Origin of the sequence: Streptomyces sp. NBC_00568 (genome assembly GCF_026341855.1) — a bacterium.
Classification (GTDB): domain Bacteria; phylum Actinomycetota; class Actinomycetes; order Streptomycetales; family Streptomycetaceae; genus Streptomyces.
Window position 1 is genome coordinate 2479696 of sequence record NZ_JAPENW010000001.1, and the last position, 23250, is coordinate 2502945.

Genomic DNA, 23250 nt, shown 5'->3' on the forward strand with positions numbered 1-23250 from the left:
CTGGCCGGGCCCCGCTCAGCGAGCGGTGCATGGGCTCAGGGGCCCACGGTCAGTGTCTTCACGATGCTGTCCGCGGACTCCTCCATCGCTTGGGCGATGCCCGGCATGGTCCACGACATCAGGAAAACCACCGCGCTCTCGGTGCCAGTCGGCACGATTCCGTGGGTGAGGGTCTCCAGGAGGATCCCCGGTCCGTCGGGCGGAGCTCCCTGCGCGGCAAAGTTCTGCCGAATGCGTACGGACGGACCGATCGGCATATCGATACGCGTGACCTGCGGAGGCCCGAAGTCGTCGGCGCTGAAGGTCTTGGTCAGCCAGTCGAGCGTGATGCTGGGTACGGAATCGTCGGGATGGATGAGATCGACTTCCAGGATCCCGAGGGCCGCGTCGAAGCCGTCGGGATAGAAGGCGAAGGCGTAGAAGGGATCTCGGCTACGGCTGTCCTCGGCTCGGGCTCGCAGGTCGGCCCGTACGGCGTCCGGGTCGATGTCGTACCCAGCCGCCCCGCTTCGTTCGACGATGCTCTTGACGGCCGGCTCGGCCCAGCCTTCCGTGACGTCCGTGTGCGCTGAGCCGGGGAGGGGAATCCAGTCCCGAGGGCAGGAGATCCCGTACGTGAGGGTGGGAATGGGCATCACCTCACCCGTCCTTCCAGCTGAGTGATCCGGCGACCGCGTCGAAGAGGTCGACCATGGCGTCGGCGATCTGGACCAGGGGCGTGGAGAACGTCAGCAGCAGGTACATGTCGCTGCGGGGCACGCCGAGTTGGTAGTCCACCGTCATCGAGGGGAGGGCATCGATGTCCGCCTCGCCTGACGTGGTCGGGTCCGTCGGATGCACCGCTGGGGCATCAGGGTCGACGCGGACCCTCATCGCCATACCCGCGGCAAGCTCGGACATCGAGACCGTACGTCCCTGGCGCCCTTCGGCTTCGAGTTCGTCGGCGAGTTCCCGCAGCGACGGCAACTCTGCCCCAGGATTCCTCGGAGGGATCAGAGTGATCAGCAAGGAAGCCGGAATCGTGAGGGAGCCCGCCCGCTGGAGACTGATGTAGAGCTCGATGCCTCCCTGATCGAAGGCGTTCGTGGCTCGCTCCAGCAGTTCCTGTCGCAGGAGACGGCGCAGGCGCGGCTCGTTGTCGACGCCGTCGAACTGCCGGTTCACCAAGGCGTCGACAGACTGCCGGCGTCGCTCAGGTTCGAGAGCGACCCGGAACCACGCGTCGGGCAGCAACAGTTGGTAGTCGGACGGCGGTGGCTGGGCCAGGTCCTGGGAGAGGGGAGAAGTCACGGTGACTCCAGCGCGGCGGGGCGGTCGAGCCGGAGCCGACTGGCCAGCTGATGGACGACGACCGTCGCGACCTCCATCACGATGGTCAGGACGGCCAGGGCACCGGCCACCCGTGCGGGCCACAGGTCCGAGGCGAGTTGAGGCAGCAGAAGCAGACCGAACAGGGAAACGATCAGCGGTTCGGCGCCTTGACCGGCCGAGGCGTTCCACCTCGTCCGAGAGCGGGCTTCCTTCGGGGCCATCAGCGACATCGATCTCGCGTCGGCGGCCAGTTCGTGGTTCTGCCACCACGGAACGGAGTGCTCGGCCGCCCGTACCTTCCTGTCGGAAACGGGCACTCCGAGTGCGCTCACGAGTTTCGACCAAGTCTCCCGCCCCTGCGGCCCGGCGAACCACCAACGCCAGACGAGGAGGGCCCGCACCGCGTCCGCTCCGTCCCTGAACTCGACACCGAGGACGGCACCGGACTTCGGGTCCGTCAGACGCACAAGGCTGCTCACACCAGAAGCTCCGCCTCTCGCGATCCAGCGCTCCCTGCCCAGCGTGTCGGTCAGGACGACGTCCTGGGGCAGGACTCGTACGGCCGCGGTGTCACGGAAGCGGCGGGTGGCTCCCGAGCCCTCCTCCGGAGCCGGTACGACGATGGTGGCGTCGGCGAGCAGTGTGTTCTGGCGGTCGTGTGATCGCTGCAGAAGACGTACGGCCAGGTCCGAGCCTGGCACGACGAACAGTCCGGCAGATGCCACCAGGGCCGTCCACTCGTTCGCCTTGCCCGTCATCGCGATGACGAGAAAGAACACGAACCAGACGAACATTCCGATTCCTCGCGCCCAGTTGTGCCAGGCGGGAAGCTCGCGGTGGACTGCGCGGTCAGGCCGCACACCCGACGTCTTGTCCTCCGGGTGCGCGCGGGACTCCGGGCTCTCCTGCAAGGAAATCCCCAGATCGCCCACGAATCGGCGGAGTCCGGTCCGGTCGAGACATTGCGACGGCCCGAGGTCGAGTACGCCCACCAGGCCCGCCTCCGGAAGCCATTCGGCCAGCGGAATCCGGAGGATCGTCCTCTCGTCGGCGTCCCTGAAGTCCACGACACCCCACCGGTCGGCCACGGGGGCACTCGCGGCCGTTCCGGAGCCGGGCGGCGGAACGAAGACCGCACGGGCGATTCCGCCTTCTCCGACGACGTACCGGCGCTCTCGCAGCCGGCGATCCCGGACGATCAGCTCGTTCCCACGCCGGTAGACACGTGCGTGGCGCACCACGTCCAGGGTTTGGGGACCGGACCCCCGCGGTCGCAGGTGGAGGTCCGGAAGGGCCGTTCCTGAATCGGGTCGATCAGCCATCGCTCGTTGTCCAAGCATCCTTGATTCCCGTTGCCGACCACAGACCGTCCTTCAGCGCGTCGGTGCCGAGGGCGTGTCCGATCGGGGCGGTCAATTTTCCCTTGTCCGCCGCGTCAATGAACGTTGCCACAGCAGTCGTACCCTGCCAGATATGCGTCTGAGTCTTGAAGACGTCCATCGCGGCCTTGACCTCGTCGAGATTGCGGATCTCCGGGGCGATGCTGTCAATCTCCCGGGTGAGGTCGTCCAGCCCGCTGTCACCGACCTTGAACGCCGCTCCCTCCCAGGTACTCCCCTGGCCCAGTTGACTCAGGTTCCGGGGGCGAAGGTCCTTGACACCCTTGAACCCCTCGGCCCATTCCCTCCCGATGGCTCGCGGGCTGAAGGCTTCGGCGACACGGCCCGCACCGGGAAACCACCCCTTGGGTGCGCCGGCCACCGCATCCGCGCCCTTCTTGCCGCGCAGGGCGCCGCCGCTCAAGCGGTTGGCCTGCTTCCAGGCCGCCTGCTCGGCTCGTTTGAAGGCGGCACTCCCCCGCTTCGCCACGACGTTCTCCATGGCGCGCCGGAAAGCAGCGGAGCGGGCCATCCCCTTGGCACCTTGCATCGCGCCCTTGGCGCCGGCCAGGGCACCGCGGCCGATACCCATGGTCGCGATTCCCACGACGTCCAGAGCAACATCGAACCAACTGCCCTCCCCCGCGAGCGCCAGAAGGATGTGTCCTGCCAGAGAGATGACGGTGGCGAGCAAGGCGATGGATCCCAGCACTGCGGCCAGTGCCTGCCCGACGACGGGGATCCATCCGACCAGCAGGGAGAGCGTTCCACAAATGGTCGCCACCCAGCCGGCCCATTCGAGGACCTCCGTGATCCATCCGGCGTTGTCGTGCACCCAGCCCTTGAACTTGTCCCAGGTGCCGTCCTTCAGGCCGTCGTGGTCGATGGCGCTGCGAATGGCGTCCCTCGCACGCTTGGCCGCTCTGTCACGGACATCCTTGGCAGCGTCGAGATCCTCCTTCGCCCGTTCCATCGCCGAAGTCGCCGCTTCTTGGCGCTTCTCCAGCTTCTTCCGGTCGGGATCGTCATCCGCCGTGCCCTTGGGGAGTCTGTCGATCGCACCGCTGCTCGACGTGTGCTCGTCATGCGCGCCCTGAGCGTCACGAAGTGCCTTGTCGGCCATGGTCTGCGCGCGATGCAGCTCAGAGGCGTACTCCTTGGACGGCCCACCCTCGGCGACTTTCTCGCCCAGGGCGTCCGCAGCCGCGTCGTAGCGTTTGAACGCCTTCCGAAGTTTGCCCCCGGCCTCCTCGGCCTCGTCGCGGAACTCTTCGGCAGCCTTGCTCTTCCACGACTCGACGGACGAGAGCGCTTGGATCTCTTTCGCCTGCTTCTGGATGGCCTCCGCGGTTTTACGGAGATCACGGCCGAGTCTGGCAACCTCTTCCGGATCGCCCGGAATCGGGTCCGACGTCTCACCGATCACTTGCCACTCGTCGGCCCGCGGGCGCGTCACTGCTTGGCCCCCTTGCCGCCTGCGTCCTTCTTGTCCGTGGAGCGGAGGGCCTCAGCGAGCTGATGGTCGATGTCCTCGTAAGCCTTCGCCGCCGTGGAGAGAATCTCCGAAAGCTTCTTCAGCTCGTCCGTCAGACGTTCGCGATGAATCCTCCAGTTGTCGCCGAAGTCGTCGAACACGTCGACCAGGCTCTGCTCGCCGAGCGTGGCGGTCCCGAGCCCATCGGCGGGGTTCGCGTTCCCGCTGAACTCGCGGTGAATTTTGGAGAGTGAACGAGCGCTCTCTTTGATGCGGGTGATGTCGGCGGTCTGGTCCGACATGGATCCCCTCCGAAGGCTTTCCACGGAAGCAAGAGGGGCGTGACGGCCACGCGGGCCGTCACGCCTGAGGCAACGCTGCTGCGCCGCAGGTACTAGCCCTTGACACCCTTGGCCAGCTGATCATCCAGGTCCTCGTACGCCTTCGCGGCGTCCTCGAGGAACTTGGCCATGCCCTTGAGGCCCTCAAGGGTGTCCTTCATGCCCTTGGTGAACTCCTTGAAGGAGTCGTCGAAGGCCTGGGAGCCCTTGGACGTCGTGTAGCCGTCCGCGACGAGGCCGTCGATGTAGCTGTCGAGGCCGTGGAGCTTGTCCTCCATCTTCTCCTTCTCGTGGCCGAGTCGCTTAGCAGCGTGCCGCATCTTGTCGTAAGTGATGTCCGCGTCTTTGCCGCCGGCCATGTGGCGTCCTCCATGCTTCAACTCGCCGCAGGGCCAACCCCCGTGGCTCCTGATGCGGATGGTGTGATCGTCCGCATTGAGCAAGCAGCTTACTTACGACGCTTGCAGGAGCACACCCCGGTTCTGTCACGAGCCCGCACCAGAGGTGGTGTCCGGCCGGGGCCTCCCTGGTTCCCTCACACGGGCCGTTGCCTGCGGGAAGCGGCGAGCGGCTATCGTCGAGAGCACTGTGGCCCGCGTTCCGGAAGCGGCCCGGGGTGTCTGGGGGAGGACGAGCGTGCGGCTGACTCTGACCGTCGTCGACCCGCTCGGCGGCGCCACCGCCGACGTGGTTCTTGATGCGGATCCCGAGTCCTCGGTGGGGGACATCGCCAAAGAGCTTGCGGAACACGTCGGTTACGGCGGTGGTGCGCAGATCATTCCCCTCGGGCAGCACCAGGGAGCCACGGCCGGGGGCGCGCCCCTCGCGTACGTCGACGGGTATCCCGTCGATCCGGCCGCGACGATCGGCACCTCTCCGCTGCGCGAAGGCGCCGTCGTCAGCCTGCACGACCCCGCCGGATGCCTGCCCGGCGAGCCGACCGGGCTCGTCGAACTGCGGGTGGCCGGCGGTCCGTCGGCGGGCGCCGTGCACCGGCTCGGGATCGGCCGTTACGACATCGGCGCCGGAGCGTCGTCGTACCTGCGGATCGACGATCCCGAACTTCCGCAAAGGGCGCTGACGTTGTCAGTTGCAACGGACGGAACGTGTCGCGTCGCCGTGCACGGGGAGAAGGAGGGCGTCACCCTCGACGGCAGTCCCTTCGAGGAACGCGAGGACGACGAGTGGCCGCTCGGCAGCGAGGTCGCCGTCGGCAACACCCTTCTCCAGCTGGACCGTTACTCGGCACCGGACGCCGCGCTGAAGTGGTCGGACGACGGTGCCGGGCTGGACTACAACCGTCCGCCGCGGCTGCATCCGCCGGAGCGCGAGACCAAGTTCCGGCTGCCGAGCCCCGTACGGGACTACGAAGCCCGTCCGCTGCCCTGGCTGATGGCCCTGACCCCGCTGGTCTCCGCCGTCGTCATGGTGATGGTGTTCGGACGCTGGTACTACATGATCATGGCTCTGCTGAGTCCGCTGATCATGCTGGGCAACTACCTGATGGACAAGAAGCAGGGGCGCAAGTCCCACGCCAAGCAGGTCAAGGAGTACAACGAGCACAAGGCGCGGATCGAGAAGGACGCCCAGGAGGCCCTGCTCGCCGAACGGCTCGACCGGCGTCGGGCGATACCCGATCCGGCGACCGTGCTGTCACTGGGCACCGGGCCGCGCACCCGGCTCTGGGAGCGCCGCCGCACCGACGCCGACCATCTGCTGCTGCGGGTCGGCACCGGGCAGCTGCCCTCCGAGGTGGTGCTCGACGACCCGGAGCAGGACGACCACAAGCGTCAGGTCACCTGGACCATCGAGGACGCGCCGGTCGCCCTTCCGCTCGGCGAGCGGGGGGTCGTCGGCATCGCCGGACCGGGCGACTCGGCGCAGGCGCTGGGGCGTTGGGTGGTCGCGCAGGCCGCGGTGCTGCACAGCCCGCTGGACGTCCAGTTCTACGTCCTGACGGAGAACAGCGGCCGGGAGAGCTGGGACTGGGTGCGCTGGCTGCCGCACAGCCGGCCCGCCGGGGCCCAGGACGCCAACGTCCTCATCGGCACGGATGCCGAGACCGTCGGCGCGCGGATCGGTGAGCTGACCCAGCTCCTCGACGCCCGCCAGAAGGCCGCCCGGCAGAACGGCAACAAGGCCTCGTTCAGCGATCCGGACATCGTCGTCGTCTGGGACGGTTCCCGGCGGCTGCGGTCCATGCCGGGGGTGGTGCGGCTGCTGCGCGAGGGCCCGGCCATGTCCATGTACGCCATCTGCCTGGACGCCGAGGAGCGGTTCCTGCCCGGCGAGTGCCAGGCCATCGTCATCGCGGAGCCCAAGCCCGAGGAGCACGCGACGGCCCAGCGGCCGGCCCGGACCGCGCCGGCCGCCCCCGGTGGCTTCCCCTCCTTCCACGCCTGGCACGCCACCGAGCCCGACGACTCCGCAGCCGGCGCGGACAAGGCCCTCGAACTGCGGCTGCGCGTCCAGCAGACGGGCATCGCGCGGGTACGGGACGTACGGCCGGACTTCGTGTCGGCGGCCTGGTGCGGCCGGCTGGCCCGCTCCCTGTCCCCGCTGCGCGACATCAGCGGCGAGACCGAGGACTCGGCGCTCCCCGGTGCCAGCCGGCTCCTCGACGTGCTGCAGCTGGAGCCGCCGACCGGTGACGCGATCAGCGCGCGCTGGCGGATGGGCGGACAGTCGACGACGGCGGTCATCGGTGAGTCGTACGACGGTCCGTTCGGCATCGACATGCGGCGCGACGGCCCGCACGGTCTGATCGCCGGTACGACGGGTTCCGGCAAGTCGGAGCTGCTCCAGACCATCGTGGCGTCGCTGGCCGTGGCCAACACCCCCGAGAACATGACGTTCGTGCTCGTCGACTACAAGGGCGGCTCGGCGTTCAAGGACTGCGTCAAACTCCCGCACACCGTCGGCATGGTGACCGACCTCGACGCCCATCTCGTCGAGCGTGCGCTGGAATCGCTCGGGGCGGAGCTCAAGCGGCGCGAGCACATCCTCGCCGCCGCCGACGCCAAGGACATCGAGGACTACCAGGATCTCGTACGCCGTGATCCCTCGCACCCGTCCGTGCCCCGACTCCTCATCGTCATCGACGAGTTCGCCTCCATGGTGCGTGACCTGCCGGACTTCGTGACGGGCCTGGTCAACATCGCCCAGCGAGGCCGTTCGCTCGGCATCCACCTGCTGCTCGCCACCCAGCGGCCGAGCGGTGTCGTCTCGCCCGAGATCCGGGCCAACACCAACCTCCGCATCGCGCTGCGCGTGACCGACGGCGGCGAGTCCAGCGACGTCATCGACTCCCCCGAGGCCGGGCACATCTCCAAGAGCACACCGGGCCGGGCCTACGTCCGGCTCGGGCACGCCTCGCTCGTGCCGTTCCAGTCGGGCCGCGTCGGTGGCCGGCGGCCCGGTGCCGCCGATCCGACGGCGCTCGCGCCCTGGGCGGGACCGCTGGGCTGGGAGGACCTCGGGCGGGCCACGCTGGTCAAGCCGAAGGCCGAGCAGCGCGAGGAGGAGGAGATCACCGACCTCAAGGTCCTGGTCGACGCGGTGCGCGAGGCCAACCAGGCCCTCGGCATCCCGCCGCAGCACAGCCCCTGGCTGCCCGCGCTCTCCGAGACGCTGCTGCTCGACGAGATCCAGGTGCCCGCGTTCGCGGGCGGTCCCGGCAAGCTGCCGCCCGCCCCGTACGGCGTCGAGGACCTGCCCGCCGACCAGGCCCGCCGACCCGTCGTGGTGGACTTCGCCACCTTCGGGCATCTGCTCATCGGCGGTGCCCCGCGCAGTGGCCGTTCACAGATCCTGCGGACGATCGCGGGCTCGCTGGCCCGCACCCACTCGGCGGCCGACGTCCATCTGTACGGCATCGACTGCGGCAACGGCGCACTCAACGCGCTGACGCGGCTGCCGCACTGCGGCGCCGTCGTCGGCCGCAACCAGACCGAGCGCGTGGTCCGTCTCATCGCCCGCCTGAAGGGTGAACTCACCCGCAGACAGGATCTGTTGGCGGACAAGGGCTTCGCCGACATCGGCGAGCAGCGGGCCGCGGTGCCGGAGGACGAGCGGCTTCCGCACATCGTGGTGCTGCTCGACCGGTGGGAGGGCTGGCTTCCGACGCTCGGCGAGTACGACCACGGCGACCTGACCGACCAGCTCACCGCGATGATGCGGGAGGGCGCGAGCGTCGGCCTGCACCTGGTGATGACGGGTGACCGCCAGATCCTCTCCACCCGGATCGGCTCGCTCACCGAGGACAAGTACGGTCTGCGGCTCGCCGACCGCTCCGACTTCTCGCTGATCGGCATCAACGCCCGCAAGATCCCCGAGGAGATCCCGCCCGGCCGCGGCTACCGCAACGAGCACGGCACCGAGACCCAGTTCGCCCTGCTCGCCGAGGATTCCACGGGTCAGGGCCAGGCCGCCGCGATCGGGGCGATCGGTGAGGCCGCCGCGGCCCGCGACGCCGGACTGCCGCGCGGCAGGCGCCCGTTCCGGGTCGATGTGCTGCCCACCCGGATCGGCTTCACCGACGCCTGGGAGATGCGCGACCCCGACGCATCCCGCTCCAGGCTGTGGAGTCTGGTGGGTATCGGCGGCGACGACATCATGGGCTTCGGTCCGGACCTCTCCCAGGGCGTGCCGACGTTCGTCATCGCCGGCCCGGCCAAGTCCGGCCGCAGTACGACCCTGTTGAACATGGCCCGGTCCTATCTGGCCCAGGGCGTACGTCTGGTCGTCGCCGCGCCCCGCCCGTCGCCGCTGCGCGAACTGGACGGACAGGACGGCGTGTTGAAGGTCTTCGACGAGGACGACATCGAGAGCGACGATCTGCGCGAGGCCATCGACTCGGCGTCGCGCGAGGAGCCGATCGTGGTCCTGGTCGACGACGGCGAGGTCTTGGAGGACTGCGACGCCGAGACGGTCTTCAAGCGGATCGTGCAGCGCGGCGCCGAACGCGGTCTCGGACTGGTCATCGCCGGTGACGAGGAAGACGTGTGCAGCGGATTCTCCGGCTGGCAGGTCGAGATGAAGAAGGGCCGCCGCGGCATCCTGCTCTCTCCCCAGGACTCCTCGGCGGGCGAGCTGATCGGCATCCGGACGAACCGGAGCATGGTCGGCGGGCCGGTCGCGCCCGGCAAGGGCCTGCTCCACCTCGGGGACGGCGAGCCGCTGACAGTGACGACGCCGATGTGACCCGACGCGTCGGGCAGGTGAGAGAAGGCCGAGAAGGCCGAGAAGGCAGAGCGGGAGAAGGAAGAGAGGGGCGGCTGCGGTGAGCGGATCGGCGAAGCCGAAGCGGCGGAAGGCCGCGGGGGCGGCGTTGCGCTACGAGCACGTACGGCAGCGGCCGTCCGCGTGGCAGCAGGCGAAGGAGAAGACGTCCTGGAAGGACGCGGGCTCGGGCTGCCTGATCCTGCTGGTCTGTCTGGTGGCGGTCGCCGGGTTCGCCATGACCGAGCATGAGTGGGGGCCCGAGCTCTGGGGCCGGGTCGCCCCCGCCTCACCCGGCGGCGGGTACGGCTTCGCGGCCATCGTCGGTGCCGTACTGCCGCTCGGGCTCGCCGCCGTGATCGCGACGCTCTCCCGGATGAAGTGGAAGGTGAGCCCCCTCCGTTCGCTCGGCTGGGTGGTCGCCTCCCTGCCCGGCCTCGCCGTCTGTGTCTTCTGTGCGCTGGTCGTGTTCGCGACCACGCGCCCCAGGTACCGGCGCAACTGGGACTCCGGGTGCTACGGCCTGGGAGACCCCTGCTGGGTCCATGAGGAGTACCCCTGGGTCTGGGCGGTCGGGCTGCTCTCGACGGTGCTCGTCGCCGCGGCGCTGATCGCCGTGCTCATCAAGGTCACGGACGCCCGCGAGGACGCGTCGGCCGGCTGAACCGGGTGCCCCCGGTCAGTCGACCTTCGTCATCCTGGCCACCGGATCCCCCGCCTCGGCGTTGTCCGTGTCGTAGGTGAGGGAGCTGCCGACGGGAGTGAGCCGTACCTCGTGCCGGCCCTTGGTGCAGACGTCGCGGTTGGACTTCTCGGCCACGCTCGTGGCGACGATCTGCTTCTTCGTGACCTTCTTGAGGATGAGGACGTCGTCGCAGATGCCGCCGATCTGGTCGGTCTGCCGGAAGGTGCCCAACTCCTCGCCCACGGCGGCCTGGTGGACGGTGACGCGGAACGTGCCCATGGGGAGGGTGCCGTTGAGGGCGAGGCCGTCGCCCTCCCAGGTGCCGAGATAGGAGGCCGGGATCGTGGACGGCTGCTCGTCCGGGTCGGGAGCGCTCGCCGAGGAATCCGGCTCGGAAGGGCTCGCCGTGTCATCCGATCCGGGGTCGCTCGCGCTCGCCGAGGGACCCGTGCCGGGAGCGCTCCGGCTCGCGGTGGCCGACGGACGTTCACCCGACGCGCTGCCCTGGTCGTTCGTGTCGCCGCCGCCCGGCAGCAGGTCGAAGAGGAACGCCGAGCCCACGGTCACCGCCGCCAGCGCTCCGGCGACCGCCAGGGCGACCGTGCAGCTCATCCTGCGGCCACGCCCGTCGGATCCGGGCGCGGAGGTCGCGGCCACGCTGACGGAGACCTTGCCCGGACGGTCGTAGGGCTGGTGACCCGGCGCCCCCTCGCGGTGTACCGCGTCCTGGGGTTCGGCGGCCCGGCTCTCGCGCTGCCCGGGGACGTACGTGGGCATCGGAGGCGGAGGCGGCCCGAAGCCCTGCGGGGCCGGCCCGAACCCGCCGGCCGAGCCGGGCGCCGCGGTACCCGGACCGGACTCCACCGAGGGGCTGCTGAAGCCCACCGGCCCGGAGGGCGCGACCTCGGCTGCCCCGGTCGCCTCAAGGTTCAGCAGTTGTACGGCACTTCGGCTCACCTGCTCGACCAGGGAGCCCGGCAGCCACCCCGCCGACACCAGCCGGGCGGCGCCCTGCGGTGCGAGCCGGACGGCCACCTCGCCCGGAGTGGGCCGCGCCGCGGGCTCCTTGGCCAGGCAGGACGCCACCAGCTCGCGCAACTCGCCGTCCAGGGAGTCGAGTCGCGGCTCCTCGTGCACCACCTTGTAGAGGAGGGAGGCGGAGGAGTCACCGGGGAAGGGCGGCTCGCCGGTCGCGGCGTACGCGAGGACCGCGCCGAGCGAGAAGACGTCCGCGGCTCCCGTGACGCCCTTGCCGAGGATCTGCTCGGGGGACATGTAGCCCGGGGAGCCGACCGAGACGCCCGTCGAGGTCAGGGAGGCGGTGCCGTCCGTGGCCCGGGCGATGCCGAAGTCGATCAGGAGCGGGCCGTCCAGGGTGAGCAGGACGTTGGAGGGTTTGACGTCGCGGTGGACGAGGCCGAGCGCGTGGACCGCCGCGAGCGCCTCGGCGAGCCCGGCGCCGAGAACACGCGCGGAGTGCACCGGAAGCGGTCCGCCGTCCGCGACGGCGCCCGTCAGCGAAGGGCCGGCCGCGTAACCGGTGGCGACCCAGGGGACCGGCGCCTCCGGGTCGGCGTCCAGGACGGGGGCCGTCCACGCGCCGCCCACCCGCCGCGCGGCGTCGACCTCGCGGCGGAAGCGGGCGCGGAACTCCTCGTCGAGCGCGAAGTGCGGATGCACGATCTTGACCGCGACCGTACGCCCGCCCGCGCTGCGTCCCAGATATACGCGCCCCATGCCGCCGGAGCCCAGTCGGCCGAGCAGCCGGTAGGGCCCCACGACCGTGGGTTCGTCGACTCCGAGCGGCTGCATGGCACCCACGGCTCACCCCTCCCCCGTACACACTGCCCAGCAGCGTAGTGCCGTGCGCGCCCGGAGCCCCGAAACTATCGGTACCGCGACAGTCGGCGCCTCACGGCTGGAGGAGCCGTACGTTCACGTCGGCCGGGAACCCGGTGGTGGAGCCGACGCGGCGCGCGAACTCCCGTACCGCCTCCAGCTGCGGGCCGCCGAAGCGGAAGTCGAGCGTCGTGAAGTACTGCTCCAGGACGGCCTCGTCGAAGGCCTCCCACCGGGCGGCCTGCTCGGCGACCTTGGAGACCTCGTCGAGGGAGAGGTCCCGGGAGGCGAGGAAGGCCTGGTGGACCTTGCGGGTGACGAGCGGCTCGCGCTCCAGGTAGTCGCGCCGGGCCGCCCACACGGCGAAGACGAACGGCAGGCCCGTCCACTCCTTCCACAGGGCGCCGAGGTCGTGCACCTGGAGTCCGAACTTCGGCCCGTCGAGCAGGTTGGCGCGCAGCGCCGCGTCGCCGATGAGGACGGCGGCGTCGGCCTCCTGCATCATCAGGCTCAGGTCGGGCGGGCACGTGTAGTACGACGGTCGGACGCCGACCTTCTCGGCCAGCAGCAGCTGCGCGAGCCGCACGGAGGTGCGCGAGGTCGAGCCGAGGGCGACGCGGGCGCCGTCCAGCTGGTCGAGGGGGACCTGCGAGACGATCACGCAGGACATCACGGGGCCGTCGCAGCCGACCGCGATGTCCGGGAAGGCGACCAGTTCGTCGGCGTGCTTGAGGAACTCGACGAGGGTGATGGGCCCGATGTCGAGATCCCCTCGCACCAGTTGCTCGCTGAGCTTCTCCGGGGTGTCCTTGGTGAGCTCGAAGTCGAGGAGCGTGCCCGTTCTCGCGAGCCCCCAGTAGAGGGGCAGGCAGTTCAGGAACTGGATGTGGCCGACGCGCGGCCGGTTGCGAGAATTGTCCACATCGCGAGGCTAGACCTCATGCGGGACGGAGCGGGTTCCAGGGTGGGCGTGTGCCGGTGGAAACCATCGGGACCCTCCGTGTCAACCTTTGTGACAGCCCGAAGTCAACGCATGTCAGACCCCTCGCCCGTACGGGCCGATCTTCCGGATGACGTGATCTTTGCCTCTATTGCTTTCGGCTGCCTGCGTGCTAGGCTCGCCGCAAGTTGCAGTTTGGTTTCCCTTGCAGTACAGAGCCTGCGGAGCATGTGACCGCGGGCTCTCGTCGTTTTCAGACGTATGCAGTTGTTTACACAATCGCAGGTTCTGGAGCAGGGCAACCCTTTGGGCCCAAGGAGGGCTTATGGCTACCGGAACCGTGAAGTGGTTCAACGCCGAAAAGGGCTTTGGTTTCATTGCCCAGGAAGGCGGCGGCCCGGACGTCTTCGTCCACTACTCCGCGATCAACGCGAGCGGATTCCGCTCTCTCGAAGAGAACCAGTCGGTTTCCTTCGACGTCACGCAGGGTCCGAAGGGCCCGCAGGCGGAGAACGTCACCCCGCTCTAAGCCTTCGGCTCCATGAGCCCAATGCTTTGATCCGGAACGGATAGCAGTACCCAAGGAGCCCCGCGCCAGCCGGTCGTGGGGCTCCTGCCTTTGCTCCGGCGCGGGCCCGCCCGCCTTCCCAGGCCCGCCCGCTTCCCGGGCCCGCCCGCCTTCCCGGGCTCTCCCGCCTTTCCGGACACCCGTCACACGTGCTGCATCACGAGCACGAACGTCGTCGCGGGTTCCAGCGCCTCGTACGCGTGCGGCACATCGCCCCGGTACGCCATGTAGTCACCGGGGCCGAGCTCGACCTCCTCGCCGCGCGGGCCCGCCCTCAGCCGCCCCGCGCCCACGATCAGATGCTCCACGCTCCCCGGAATGTGCGCTTCCGATTCCCGCGCCGCACCCGGCTCCACCCGCAGGTGGTAGATGTCGCGCCGGGCTCCCGGCGGACTCGCGGAGAGCAGCGTCGCCGCGTACTCCGCCTGCTCCGAGTGGACGGTCGGACCCTCCCCCGCGCGGATCACCTGGACGGCCGGGGTCGGCGGCTCGACCAGCGCGCTGAACGGCACGCCCAGCGCGACACCCAGCGCCCAGAGCGTCTCCATGCTCGGATTGCCGCTCGCCCCCTCCAGCTGGGACAGCGTGGACTTCGCGATCCCGGCGCGCTTGGCCAGCTCGGACAGGGAGAGGCCGGCCCGCGCGCGTTCGCGGCGCAGAGAGGCGGCGATCCAGTCGAGGGGGAGGCGGGCCGGGGGGACGCCGGAGCCGTCATCGGTCATGTCGTTCTCTCCATCGGTCCGATCGTTCGCCTTGACGAACAAGGTGCTTGCTGTTCATTGTAGAAAACATGCGTTCGCTGCTCCGAACACCACTCCCGTCCCATGACCCGCGCCTGCTGCGCGACGTGGCCCTCGTCTGTCTCGCCGGCGGCATCGTCGGCGTCTCCTTCGGGGCCATCGCCGTCGCGGGAGGGCTTCCGCTGTGGTTCCCGGTGGTGATGTCGCTGCTGGTGTACGCGGGTTCCGCCCAGTTCAGCGCCGTCGGGATACTCCTCGCCGGGGGCGGTCCGTTCGCCGCGGCGGCCACCGGACTGCTGCTGAACACCCGCACGGCCGCCTTCAGTCTCGCCGTCGCCGACGTCATCGGGCGGGGCCGCGTCACCCGCTGGATCGGCGCCCACCTCGTGACCGACGAGACGGTCGCCTTCACCCTCGCCCAGCCGGACCCCGCCCGCCGCCGGGCCGCTTTCTGGATCTCGGGGCTCGGCCTCTACGCGTCGTGGAACCTGTGCGTCCTGCTCGGCGCCCTCGCCGGGGGCGCGCTGGGCGACACCGGACGCTACGGACTCGACGCCGCGTTTCCCGCGGTGCTCGTGGCGCTGGTGCTGCCCGCCCTGCGCGGGGACCGCGGCGTACGCCGCGCCGCACTCGCCGGAGGCGCGGCGGCACTGGCGCTGACGCCCTTCGTCCCGGTGGGGGTGCCCGTGCTGATGGCCCTCACCGGACTGCTGCTCCTGGGCGGGAGGACGGCATGAGCGGCTCGGCACCGGCCCTGGCCGCCGTCCTCGCCCTGGCCGTCGGGACGTACGCCTTCCGGCTGGCCGGTCCGCTGCTGCACGGGCGGGTCGAACTCTCCGCCCGGGTACGGAGGTTGCTGTCCGCGGGAGCGGTGGTCCTGCTCGTCGCGCTGCTCGCCACGGGCGCGCTCACCGAGGCCCGCGGCTTCGCGGGGTGGGCCCGGCCCGCCGGGGTGCTGGCGGCCGGAGCACTGGCCTGGCGGCGGGCCCCGTTCGTGGTGGTGGTGCTGGGGGCCGCGGCCACCACGGCGGGGCTGCGCGTGGCCGGGGTCGGCTAGGGGCTGCCGTTCGGATCAGGTCGCAGGGAACGAACGACGGATCACGCCGGGTCCCCGCGCGGCGTCCCGCACCGGGGCTACGTCGCGTACAGGGCCTCTATCTCCTTGCTGAAGTCCTTCTCTATCGCCGCGCGCCGCAGCTTCATGGAGGGGGTGAGGTACCCGGCCTCCTCGGTGAAGTCGACGGGCAGGACGGTGAAGCGGCGGATGGACTCGGGGCGCGAGACGAGCTTGTTGGCCTCGTCGACGGCCCGCTGCAGGATGGCCAGCAACTCGGGGTCGTCCATGACGAGTTCGGCGGGAACCGGGTGCTTGCCGTTCATCCGGCGCCAGTGCGTGATGCCCTCGGGGTCCAGGGTCACCAGGGCGGAGACGAACGGGCGGCGGTCGCCGAGGACCATGCACTGGGCGATCAGCGGATGGGAGCGGAGCCAGTCCTGCAGGGGCGCCGGGGCGACGTTCTTGCCGCCCGCGGTGATCAGGATCTCCTTCTTGCGGCCGGTGATGGCGAGGTAGCCGCCGTCGTCCAATTCACCGATGTCGCCGGTCGCGAACCAGCCGTCCGGCGCGGCGTCGACCACACCGCCCGCGTGCGGGTCCCAGTAGCCGCGGAAGACCTGTCCGCCGCACAGCAGCACCTCCCCGTCGGCGGCGATCCGCACCCGGGTACCCGGCAGGGGCCGGCCCACCGTGCCGAGGCGCGGCTTCTGCGGGGGTGTGACGGTCGCGGCGGCCGTGGTCTCCGTCAGGCCGTACCCCTCGAAGATCTCGATCCCGGCGCCCGCGTAGAAGGCGGCGAGCCGGCGGCCGAGCGGTGAGCCACCGCAGATGGCGTGCCGGACTCTGCCGCCGAGGGCGTTGCGGATACGTCGGTAGACGAGGGGGTCGTAGAGGGCGCGGGCCGCGCGCAGGCTCCGGCTCGGGCCGGGACCGGTGCCGTGCTGCTTCGCCTCGAGGGCCTCGCCGTACTTCTGGGCGATCCGCGCCGCCCGGTCGAACGAGGAGCCTCGGCCCATCCGTTCGGCCGTGGCACGGCCGGTGTTGAAGACCTTCTCCAGGACGTACGGGATGGCCAGCAGGAAGGTCGGCCGGAAGGAGGCCAGGTCGGCGAGCAGGTCCTCGGTCTGGAGGCTCGGGGCGTGGCCGAGCTTCACCCGCGCGCGCAGACAGGCCACGGCCACCATGCGGCCGAAGACGTGCGAGAGGGGGAGGAAGAGAAGGGTGGAGGCGGGGTCCCGGGTACGGGCCTTGAAGATCGGGTAGAGCAGTTCCACCGCGTTGTCGACCTCGGTGAAGAAGTTTCCGTGGGTCAGGACACAGCCCTTGGGGCGGCCGGTGGTGCCCGAGGTGTAGATGAGGGTGGCGACGGTGTCCGGGCCCAGCACCCCGCGCCGTACGGCCACTTCCTGGTCGGGGACCTCGCGGCCGAGTTCCGCGAGGCGCTCCACGTGCCCCTTCTCGAAGACCCACATGTGGCGGAGGTCGGGGATGCGCTCGCGCTCGGGGCCGAGCGTCGCGGCCTGCGCCACGGACTCGACGGCGAGGGCGACGGCCCCCGAGTCCTGGAGGATCCAGCGGGTCTGGAAGGCGGAGGAGGTCGGATAGACGGGCACGGTGACCAGGCCCGCGGCCCAGGCGGCGAAGTCGAGGAGCGTCCACTCGTACGTCGTCCGGGCCATGATGGCGATCCGGTCGCCCGGCACGAGCCCCTCCGCGATCAGCCCCTTGGCCACCGCCAGCACCTGATCGGCGAACTCGGCGGCGGTCACGTCCGTCCAGCCGCCGTCCGGCGCCTTCCGGCTGAGGACCGCCTCACGCGGGGCCGCGACCGCGTTGTCGAACGGGATGTCCGCTAGGGAGCCGTGCGTCACCTGCCCCGCGATCGGCGGCACCGCGACCTCGCGCACGACGCCGTCCAGCCGCCTGATCTCGGGCTCCGGGAGCGGAGGGGCGGAGTCGTGGGAGTACGGGCTGGACACGAGGCGGCTCCTTGTCGGCCGGAGGCCGGGGCGGGTGCAAGGCGTGTGCGGGCTCGGAGGAGCGCGGGGCGCGCATCCTCGTACGGCCCTGGAGAGTGGGGGGTTCAGGGGTCTCGGCAACCCGGTGAAACGGGGATCCTACGGCCCGGGAGTGTGGGGTTTGTGACGCTTTGGGGCGGGCGAGGTGCGGGTTACCCGGGGTAGCTGTGCCCCCTCGCACCCCCGCCGCCCCGGCTCCGCCCGCCCGCGAAAGAGCGGCTCCGGAACCCCTCGCCGAGGGTCCGCCCCCGGAGGGCGCGGTGACCCGTCTCGACCCGCCCCTCCCCCCTGACGTAGCCTTACCCTGGGTAACTTACTCCAGAGTAAATTTACGTCCGAGCTGGGAGCTGAACAATGGCCGACCGCTGTCCGAGCTTCGCCGGCGCCGAGCCCCGGACCCGGACCCTCACCGCTCCTCCCTCGCTCACCCCGCTGCTAGCCCGCGGCGCCGTGCTCTCCCCCTTCAAGCGCCCCCGCCCGGACGCCCCGGTCCCCGCCACCCGGCTCGTCCTCTCCGGTGTACGGGTCGACCTCGCCCACCTCGCCGCGTACGAGCGGGTGTGCGGGTTCGCGACCGGCGCGGACGTCCTGCCGGTCACGTATCCGCATGTGCTCGCCTTTCCGCTGGCCATGCGGATCATGGCGGCGCGCGCGTTCCCGCTGCCGCTGCTCGGACTGGTGCACACATCGATCGAGATCACCCAGCACCAGGAGCCCGCGGCGACCGCGGAGTACGAACTCGCCGTGCTGGTCGAGGGACTGGCGCCGCACCGGCGGGGCACCGAGGCGACCGTGCTGACCGAGGCGCGGAGCCACGGCAGACTCGTGTGGGAGTCGAGGAGCACCTACCTCGCCCGGCACCGCTCCCGGGAGAAGACCCCGCGGAACGCCTCGCCGAAGGAGCCGACGTCACTGCCGGCCGTCGCCGAGTGGCACCTCGCCCAGGACGTCGGCCGTCGCTACGGCGCCGTCTCCGGGGACCGCAACCCCATCCATCTGCACCCCCTCACCGCCCGCCTCTTCGGCTTCCCGCGCGCCATCGCGCACGGCATGTGGACCGTCGCCCGCTGTCTCGCCGAGTACGGGCCGCAGGAAGCGGTGGGTGTGCGGGCCGAGTTCAGGGCGCCGGTCCCGCTCCCCGGGACGGTGACGTACGCCGTGCGGGGCCCCTCGTTCGAGCTCCGGGCGGGCGAGCTGGTCCATCTGACCGGCGACGTACGGCCGATCCACCCGCGGAGCGAGTGAACTCCGGGCGAACACCGCATGGCGGGATGCCCCGCCCGGGGCTGCCCCGGCTCGACAACTCCCAGGCAGGAGAGCCGCGTCGAGAAAGCTCTCACAGTCCGCACCCAGTCAACCAAGGTCCTTTCAAGCAGCCCCTCATCCCACCCTCAGACATCCTTCCTAGCCTCGGTCCACTCCCCCGGACCACCGCCAGGAAGGGCTCCCGAACCATGGCCCCCAGACGAATCGCCGTACTCGCCGACTCCGACACCCGCTGGAAGTGGGGCGCTTCCGTCGCACGCCGGATCGCTCCCGAGCACGCCCTCGACGCGGTCTTCCTGCGCACCCGGGCCACCCCGACGGAACGCCAGCTGGCGGAGATCGGGATCGTGCCGGACACCCGGCGCGAGGTCACGGCTGCCGAACTGGTCGACGACGAGGAGTTCGCCGCGGCCGACGTGATCGTCCTGGCCACCGCGGGCGGTACGACGCTCGCGCTCACCCACAGCCTGGGGATCGCGTGGGAGGGACGGGACCGGAGGCCGGTCACCGTCACCGGATACGTCGGGGTCGTGTACGAGAAGATGGTCGACGGCCTGATGACCCGGGCCGGCACCGATGTCGTGCTCGCCAACAGCGCGTACGACGCGGAGCGTTTCCGTTCCGCGTTCGCGAGTGTCGGCGTCGATCCGGACTCGGTGGTGGAGTGCGCGCTCCCCTTCCTGGACGGGGAACCGTACGTCCCGTCCACGGACCGGCCGTTCACGCTCACCTTCGCCGTCCAGCCGTCGGTGCCCAAGGGCCGGGAATCCCGGCTGAAGCTGCTGGAGCGGGCGGCGGCCCACGCGCGACGCCGCCCCGACCGGCTGGTGCTGATGAAACTGCGCAGCCTCCCGGGCGAACACACCACGCACGTCGAGGCCGATCCCTACCAGGTGCTCATCGAGAGACTCACCGAGCCGGCCCCCGCCAACCTGCGGCTCGTCTACGGCAACATGGGCGAAGTCCTGGGCCGGACCGACCTGTTGGTGACGGTCAGCTCGACGGCCGCCCTGGAGTCGATGCACCGGAACATCCCGACAGCGATCCTCACCGACTTCGGGGTCCGCGAGGCCCACGGCAACCACTACTTCGTGCACTCCGGCTGCCTCGCGTCCTGGGACGACCTGGACGCGGGCGCGCTGCCCCGCGTCGACCCGGCCTGGGCGGCACGGCAGGGCATCGGCAAGACCGATCCGTACGGCGCCGCCCGCGCCCGCATCGCCGCGCTGGGCGCCGCGGGCCGGCTTCCCGCGCTGCGGCCGTACTACTCGCCGCAGCGGGCGGGGGCGTACCTCGGCGGCATCCTGGAGCGCAACGGGCTCGACGAGAAGGGCAGGCCGCCGGCGCTCGTGCCGGGCGGGGGCGGCGCGGGCCCGCTGCGGGCGGTCGTCCGCCGGGCCGCGCGCAGCGGCGCCAAGTCCCTCTACCGCGTGGGCCGCGAGAGGGTCGCCCCGACGCTGAGGCGCTGGGGCCAGGCCTGACCGGCGCCCGGCGCGGACCGGAGGCCGCCCGGCCGGGGGTCAGACCTCCGCGGCGGGCTGGGGCGGGATCTCCGGGACGCCCGTGGCCGGCGGGGACCACGGCCGTCCCTGCATCAGCGTGCCGAGTCCCGCCCAGGCGAAGTTCATCAGGGTGGCGGCGGCCTGCCGGGCCGAGACGCCCGGGGTGGTGTTGGCCCACGCGGCGAGGGACTCGGCCGCGCCGACCAGTGCCTCCGCGAGCCCGGCGACCTCCCGCGCGGGCAGCGACGGATCGCGGTGCGCCTCACGCGCGGCGACGACGATCAACTGCGTGACGAACTGGACCAGTTCCTCGCGCATCGCGAAGACCTCGGCCGCGAAGGGCTCCCCGTGCGTGCGGGCCTGCAGATGCAGGACGGCCCAGCCGTCCGGGTTCTCGGCGGTGTGGGTGAAGAACGCCCGCAGCCCTTCCCAGAGTTGCCGGTCGGCGGGAATTCCGTGCCGGACACCGGCACGGACGGCGGCGGTGAGCGCCTTGGCCTCACGCCGGATGCACGCGGTGAACAGGTCTTCCTTCGAGTTCAGGTAGAGATACACCAACGGCTTGGACACGCCCGCCAGTTCGGCGATCTCGTCCATCGACGCGGCCCGGTACCCACGCTGTCCGAAGGTCCGTACGGCCGCGTCCAGCATCTGCTGTTCGCGTACCGCGCGCGGCATCCGCTTGTTCTTCACAGCACCCATGCGGGCAAGCCTACGATCGGCCGGCGCCGGGCCGGACGCACCGGAGCTTCAGGAGGCCCGGCTCCGGGGGTGCGGGAGCGTCAGGAGGCCTGGGTCCGGGTGCCGTGGGAGGCCTCGTCGACGGCGGCGTCCTCCTGGTTGCGGTTGCGCTCCAGGTTGGCCTTGGCGCGGTCCACGCGGGCGACGACCTGGGCCGAGGCGCGGTCGCGCTCCCCTCGCAGGACGACGAAGCTGATCGGCGCGGAGATCACCAAGGACAGCAGGACGACCCACATGTAGTTGGAGTCGCCCAGGCCGCGCGGGGCGATGCCCGAGTAGACGAGGCCCCAGACGACCACGAGGCAGCCTACGAAGATCCCGAGGCGCATCAGTGTGTAGCGGAGCATCTCAATCCACTCTTCCGTTCCGAACGTTCCCAAAGGGGTCCCGTCCAGTGAAGCACGACGGGACCGCGATCTTGCAGGGGGTCCTCAGTCGCGGAGTGCGAGGGACAGCAGCATGGTGATGTCGTCCCGCTCGTCGCCGGGCGCGACGCGGATCGCGCCGGGCACCCGCCCGACCTCCTTGTAGCCGCAGGAGGCGTAGAAGCGCTCCAGCCCCTCCCCGCCCCGGCAGGTCAGCCGGATCGCCTCGACGCCGTCGAGGCGGCCCGCGGCCTCCTCGGCCGCGGCGAGCAGGTCCCGGCCGTACCCCTTGCCCTGATGCCGGGGGTGCACCATCACGGTGTACAGCCAGACCCAGTGCTTCATCAGCCGGTGGGTGTTGTGGGTGAGGAAGGCGGTCGAGGCGACGCCGCCCTCCTCGTCCCGCCCGACCAGGAGCCGGGTGCGGCCCTCCGCCATGGCGACGAAGTGCTTCACGAGTTCGGGGCGTACGTCGCCGGCGGTCACCGGCGGCACGAAGCCGACGGAGCCGCCCGCGTTCGAGACGTCCGCCCAGAGGGCGACCACCCCGTCCCGCAGGGCAGGGGTGACCGCCGGGTCCAGTTCGAAGACCAGCCCCACGTCAGACCCGCATGGGCTGCGGCGACTCGCGGCGCGCCGGGTCCGGTCCGTCGTACTCGCGGATGATCTCGTACCGCGTGTTGCGCTCGACGGGGCGGAAACCGGCGTCGCGGATCAGGTCGAGGAGGTCCTCGCGGGTCAGCTTGTTCGGGGTGCCGTAGTTGTCGGCGTCGTGCGTGATCTTGTACTCGACGACCGAGCCGTCCATGTCGTCGGCGCCGTGCTGGAGCGCGAGCTGCGCGGTCTGGACGCCGTGCATGACCCAGAAGACCTTGACGTGCGGGACGTTGTCGAAGAGCAGCCGGGAGACCGCGAAGGTCTTCAGGGCCTCGGCGCCGGTCGCCATCTGGGTGCGCGCCTGGAGGCGGTTCCTGACCTTGCCGTCCTGCATGTCCACGAAGTCGTGCTGGTAGCGCAGCGGGATGAAGACCTGGAAGCCGCCGGTCTCGTCCTGGAGTTCACGCAGCCGCAGCACGTGGTCCACGCGGTGGCGGGGCTCCTCGATGTGCCCGTACAGCATCGTGCACGGGGTCTTGAGACCCTTCTCGTGCGCGAGCCGGTGGATGCGCGACCAGTCCTCCCAGTGGGTGCGGTGGTCGACGATGTGCTGGCGGACCTCCCAGTCGAAGATCTCCGCGCCGCCGCCGGTCAGCGACTCCAGACCGGCCTCGATCAGCTCGTCGAGGATCTCCGAGGCCGACAGACCCGAGATGGTCTCGAAGTGATGGATCTCGGTGGCCGTGAACGCCTTCAGCGAGACGTCCGGGAGCGCCTTCTTCAGCTCGCTGAGCGAGCGCGGGTAGTAGCGCCACGGCAGGTTCGGGTGCAGGCCGTTGACGATGTGCAGCTCGGTGAGGTTCTCGCCCTCCATCGACTTGGCGAGACGGACGGCCTCCTCGATGCGCATCGTGTACGCGTCCTTCTCGCCCGGCTTGCGCTGGAACGAGCAGTACGCGCAGGACGCGGTGCACACGTTCGTCATGTTGAGGTGACGGTTGACGTTGAAGTGGACGACGTCGCCGTTCTTCCTCGTGCGCACCTCGTGCGCGAGCCCGCCGAGCCAGGCCAGGTCGTCCGACTCGTACAGCGCGATGCCGTCCTCGCGGGTGAGCCGCTCACCGGCCCGGACCTTGTCCTCCAGCTCGCGCTTGAGCCCGACATCCATGCGTTTACCTCTCCCTGTGACGAACCCTGCCAACCGTAC

At 70.6% G+C, this 23250-nt stretch carries 21 protein-coding genes; 7 read left to right on the top strand and 14 right to left on the bottom strand.

Annotated elements, in window-relative coordinates; translation table 11 throughout:
* Nucleotides 1-35: 35 nt before the first annotated feature.
* The 6 genes from OOK38_RS10675 to OOK38_RS10700 all read right to left on the bottom strand — a co-directional run bounded on the left by OOK38_RS10675 (nt 36) and on the right by OOK38_RS10700 (nt 4864).
* Nucleotides 36-635 carry a hypothetical protein gene (locus OOK38_RS10675; protein ID WP_266761479.1) on the bottom strand — a complete coding sequence of 200 codons (600 nt, stop codon included), beginning with the start codon at nt 633-635 and terminating at the stop codon, nt 36-38.
* A gap of 4 nt (nt 636-639) precedes the next feature.
* Nucleotides 640-1290, bottom strand: coding sequence for a hypothetical protein (locus tag OOK38_RS10680; protein ID WP_266761478.1), 651 nt, complete (start codon nt 1288-1290; stop codon nt 640-642).
* Nucleotides 1287-2549 carry a hypothetical protein gene (locus OOK38_RS10685; RefSeq protein WP_266761477.1) on the bottom strand — a complete coding sequence of 421 codons (1263 nt, stop codon included), beginning with the start codon at nt 2547-2549 and terminating at the stop codon, nt 1287-1289. Before OOK38_RS10685 ends, OOK38_RS10680 begins: the two co-directional genes overlap by 4 nt.
* A gap of 76 nt (nt 2550-2625) precedes the next feature.
* The gene (locus tag OOK38_RS10690; RefSeq protein ID WP_266848372.1) at nt 2626-4146 is read right to left on the bottom strand and encodes a putative T7SS-secreted protein; all 1521 of its coding nucleotides are present in this window, start codon (nt 4144-4146) and stop codon (nt 2626-2628) included.
* Nucleotides 4143-4466 (bottom strand): hypothetical protein, encoded by a 324-nt coding sequence (locus OOK38_RS10695; RefSeq protein WP_266761474.1) that lies wholly within the window; start codon nt 4464-4466, stop codon nt 4143-4145. Before OOK38_RS10695 ends, OOK38_RS10690 begins: the two co-directional genes overlap by 4 nt.
* Before the next feature lie 92 nt (nt 4467-4558).
* Nucleotides 4559-4864, bottom strand: a complete 306-nt coding sequence (locus OOK38_RS10700; protein WP_266761472.1) for a WXG100 family type VII secretion target — start codon at nt 4862-4864, stop codon at nt 4559-4561.
* A 277-nt stretch (nt 4865-5141) separates the two neighbouring features.
* On the opposite strand from OOK38_RS10700, the gene OOK38_RS10705 reads away from it, so the two are divergent.
* Both OOK38_RS10705 and OOK38_RS10710 read left to right on the top strand, forming a co-directional pair.
* Nucleotides 5142-9707: an FtsK/SpoIIIE domain-containing protein gene (locus OOK38_RS10705; protein WP_266761471.1), complete on the top strand. Its 4566-nt coding sequence runs from the start codon at nt 5142-5144 to the stop codon at nt 9705-9707.
* 79 nt (nt 9708-9786) lie between these two features.
* Nucleotides 9787-10389: a hypothetical protein gene (locus OOK38_RS10710; protein ID WP_266761469.1), complete on the top strand. Its 603-nt coding sequence runs from the start codon at nt 9787-9789 to the stop codon at nt 10387-10389.
* Between the two features lie 15 nt (nt 10390-10404).
* On the opposite strand, the gene OOK38_RS10715 is transcribed toward OOK38_RS10710, so the two are convergent.
* Together OOK38_RS10715 and OOK38_RS10720 are read right to left on the bottom strand one after the other, a co-directional pair.
* A complete protein-coding gene (locus tag OOK38_RS10715; protein ID WP_266765797.1) occupies nt 10405-12222 on the bottom strand; it encodes a serine/threonine protein kinase in 1818 nt (605 codons plus the stop codon).
* Nucleotides 12223-12322: 100 nt separating this feature from the next.
* Entirely contained in the window at nt 12323-13171 is an 849-nt protein-coding gene (locus tag OOK38_RS10720) for a menaquinone biosynthetic enzyme MqnA/MqnD family protein (RefSeq protein ID WP_266761467.1), read from the bottom strand.
* A 343-nt stretch (nt 13172-13514) separates the two neighbouring features.
* On the opposite strand from OOK38_RS10720, the gene OOK38_RS10725 reads away from it, so the two are divergent.
* Nucleotides 13515-13718, top strand: coding sequence for a cold-shock protein (locus OOK38_RS10725; RefSeq protein ID WP_010986243.1), 204 nt, complete (start codon nt 13515-13517; stop codon nt 13716-13718).
* Between the two features lie 182 nt (nt 13719-13900).
* Here the strand turns inward: OOK38_RS10725 and OOK38_RS10730 are convergent, their stop codons facing one another.
* Nucleotides 13901-14479 (bottom strand): helix-turn-helix domain-containing protein, encoded by a 579-nt coding sequence (locus tag OOK38_RS10730; RefSeq protein ID WP_266761465.1) that lies wholly within the window; start codon nt 14477-14479, stop codon nt 13901-13903.
* A 68-nt stretch (nt 14480-14547) separates the two neighbouring features.
* Here OOK38_RS10730 and OOK38_RS10735 point away from each other — a divergent pair, with 68 nt between their 5' ends.
* On the top strand, nt 14548-15234 hold the full coding sequence (locus OOK38_RS10735; protein ID WP_266761463.1) for an AzlC family ABC transporter permease: 687 nt from the start codon (nt 14548-14550) through the stop codon (nt 15232-15234).
* Nucleotides 15231-15554 (top strand): AzlD domain-containing protein, encoded by a 324-nt coding sequence (locus OOK38_RS10740; protein ID WP_266761461.1) that lies wholly within the window; start codon nt 15231-15233, stop codon nt 15552-15554. The genes OOK38_RS10735 and OOK38_RS10740 overlap by 4 nt, the downstream gene beginning before the upstream one ends.
* Before the next feature lie 77 nt (nt 15555-15631).
* Here the strand turns inward: OOK38_RS10740 and OOK38_RS10745 are convergent, their stop codons facing one another.
* Nucleotides 15632-17533 carry a long-chain fatty acid--CoA ligase gene (locus OOK38_RS10745; RefSeq protein WP_266761459.1) on the bottom strand — a complete coding sequence of 634 codons (1902 nt, stop codon included), beginning with the start codon at nt 17531-17533 and terminating at the stop codon, nt 15632-15634.
* Nucleotides 17534-17926: 393 nt separating this feature from the next.
* Between OOK38_RS10745 and OOK38_RS10750 the strand changes: the two genes are divergently transcribed.
* Together OOK38_RS10750 and OOK38_RS10755 are read left to right on the top strand one after the other, a co-directional pair.
* Nucleotides 17927-18817 carry a MaoC/PaaZ C-terminal domain-containing protein gene (locus OOK38_RS10750; RefSeq protein ID WP_266761457.1) on the top strand — a complete coding sequence of 297 codons (891 nt, stop codon included), beginning with the start codon at nt 17927-17929 and terminating at the stop codon, nt 18815-18817.
* A gap of 209 nt (nt 18818-19026) precedes the next feature.
* The gene (locus tag OOK38_RS10755; RefSeq protein WP_266848374.1) at nt 19027-20319 is read left to right on the top strand and encodes a DUF6716 putative glycosyltransferase; all 1293 of its coding nucleotides are present in this window, start codon (nt 19027-19029) and stop codon (nt 20317-20319) included.
* A gap of 39 nt (nt 20320-20358) precedes the next feature.
* Here OOK38_RS10755 and OOK38_RS10760 read toward each other — a convergent pair whose 3' ends face one another.
* The 4 genes from OOK38_RS10760 to mqnE form a co-directional block, all read right to left on the bottom strand.
* A complete protein-coding gene (locus OOK38_RS10760; protein WP_266761454.1) occupies nt 20359-21042 on the bottom strand; it encodes a TetR/AcrR family transcriptional regulator in 684 nt (227 codons plus the stop codon).
* A gap of 80 nt (nt 21043-21122) precedes the next feature.
* Entirely contained in the window at nt 21123-21428 is a 306-nt protein-coding gene (locus OOK38_RS10765) for a DUF4229 domain-containing protein (protein WP_266761453.1), read from the bottom strand.
* A gap of 84 nt (nt 21429-21512) precedes the next feature.
* Nucleotides 21513-22046: a GNAT family N-acetyltransferase gene (locus OOK38_RS10770; protein WP_266761451.1), complete on the bottom strand. Its 534-nt coding sequence runs from the start codon at nt 22044-22046 to the stop codon at nt 21513-21515.
* A gap of 1 nt (nt 22047) precedes the next feature.
* Nucleotides 22048-23211, bottom strand: coding sequence for an aminofutalosine synthase MqnE (gene mqnE / locus OOK38_RS10775; RefSeq protein ID WP_266761449.1), 1164 nt, complete (start codon nt 23209-23211; stop codon nt 22048-22050).
* Nucleotides 23212-23250 lie beyond the last annotated feature (39 nt).

What these genes read in the sequence shown, in the direction of transcription:
- OOK38_RS10675 (WP_266761479.1), bottom strand. Translation starts at nt 635, where the DNA reads ATGCCCATTCCCACCCTCACGTACGGGATCTCCTGCCCTCGGGACTGG.
- OOK38_RS10695 (WP_266761474.1), bottom strand. Translation starts at nt 4,466, where the DNA reads ATGTCGGACCAGACCGCCGACATCACCCGCATCAAAGAGAGCGCTCGT.
- OOK38_RS10700 (WP_266761472.1), bottom strand. Translation starts at nt 4,864, where the DNA reads ATGGCCGGCGGCAAAGACGCGGACATCACTTACGACAAGATGCGGCAC.
- OOK38_RS10715 (WP_266765797.1), bottom strand. Translation starts at nt 12,222, where the DNA reads ATGCAGCCGCTCGGAGTCGACGAACCCACGGTCGTGGGGCCCTACCGG.
- OOK38_RS10725 (WP_010986243.1), top strand. Translation starts at nt 13,515, where the DNA reads ATGGCTACCGGAACCGTGAAGTGGTTCAACGCCGAAAAGGGCTTTGGT.
- OOK38_RS10730 (WP_266761465.1), bottom strand. Translation starts at nt 14,479, where the DNA reads ATGACCGATGACGGCTCCGGCGTCCCCCCGGCCCGCCTCCCCCTCGAC.
- OOK38_RS10735 (WP_266761463.1), top strand. Translation starts at nt 14,548, where the DNA reads ATGCGTTCGCTGCTCCGAACACCACTCCCGTCCCATGACCCGCGCCTG.
- OOK38_RS10740 (WP_266761461.1), top strand. Translation starts at nt 15,231, where the DNA reads ATGAGCGGCTCGGCACCGGCCCTGGCCGCCGTCCTCGCCCTGGCCGTC.
- OOK38_RS10750 (WP_266761457.1), top strand. Translation starts at nt 17,927, where the DNA reads ATGGCCGACCGCTGTCCGAGCTTCGCCGGCGCCGAGCCCCGGACCCGG.
- OOK38_RS10755 (WP_266848374.1), top strand. Translation starts at nt 19,027, where the DNA reads ATGGCCCCCAGACGAATCGCCGTACTCGCCGACTCCGACACCCGCTGG.
- OOK38_RS10760 (WP_266761454.1), bottom strand. Translation starts at nt 21,042, where the DNA reads ATGGGTGCTGTGAAGAACAAGCGGATGCCGCGCGCGGTACGCGAACAG.
- OOK38_RS10765 (WP_266761453.1), bottom strand. Translation starts at nt 21,428, where the DNA reads ATGCTCCGCTACACACTGATGCGCCTCGGGATCTTCGTAGGCTGCCTC.
- mqnE (WP_266761449.1), bottom strand. Translation starts at nt 23,211, where the DNA reads ATGGATGTCGGGCTCAAGCGCGAGCTGGAGGACAAGGTCCGGGCCGGT.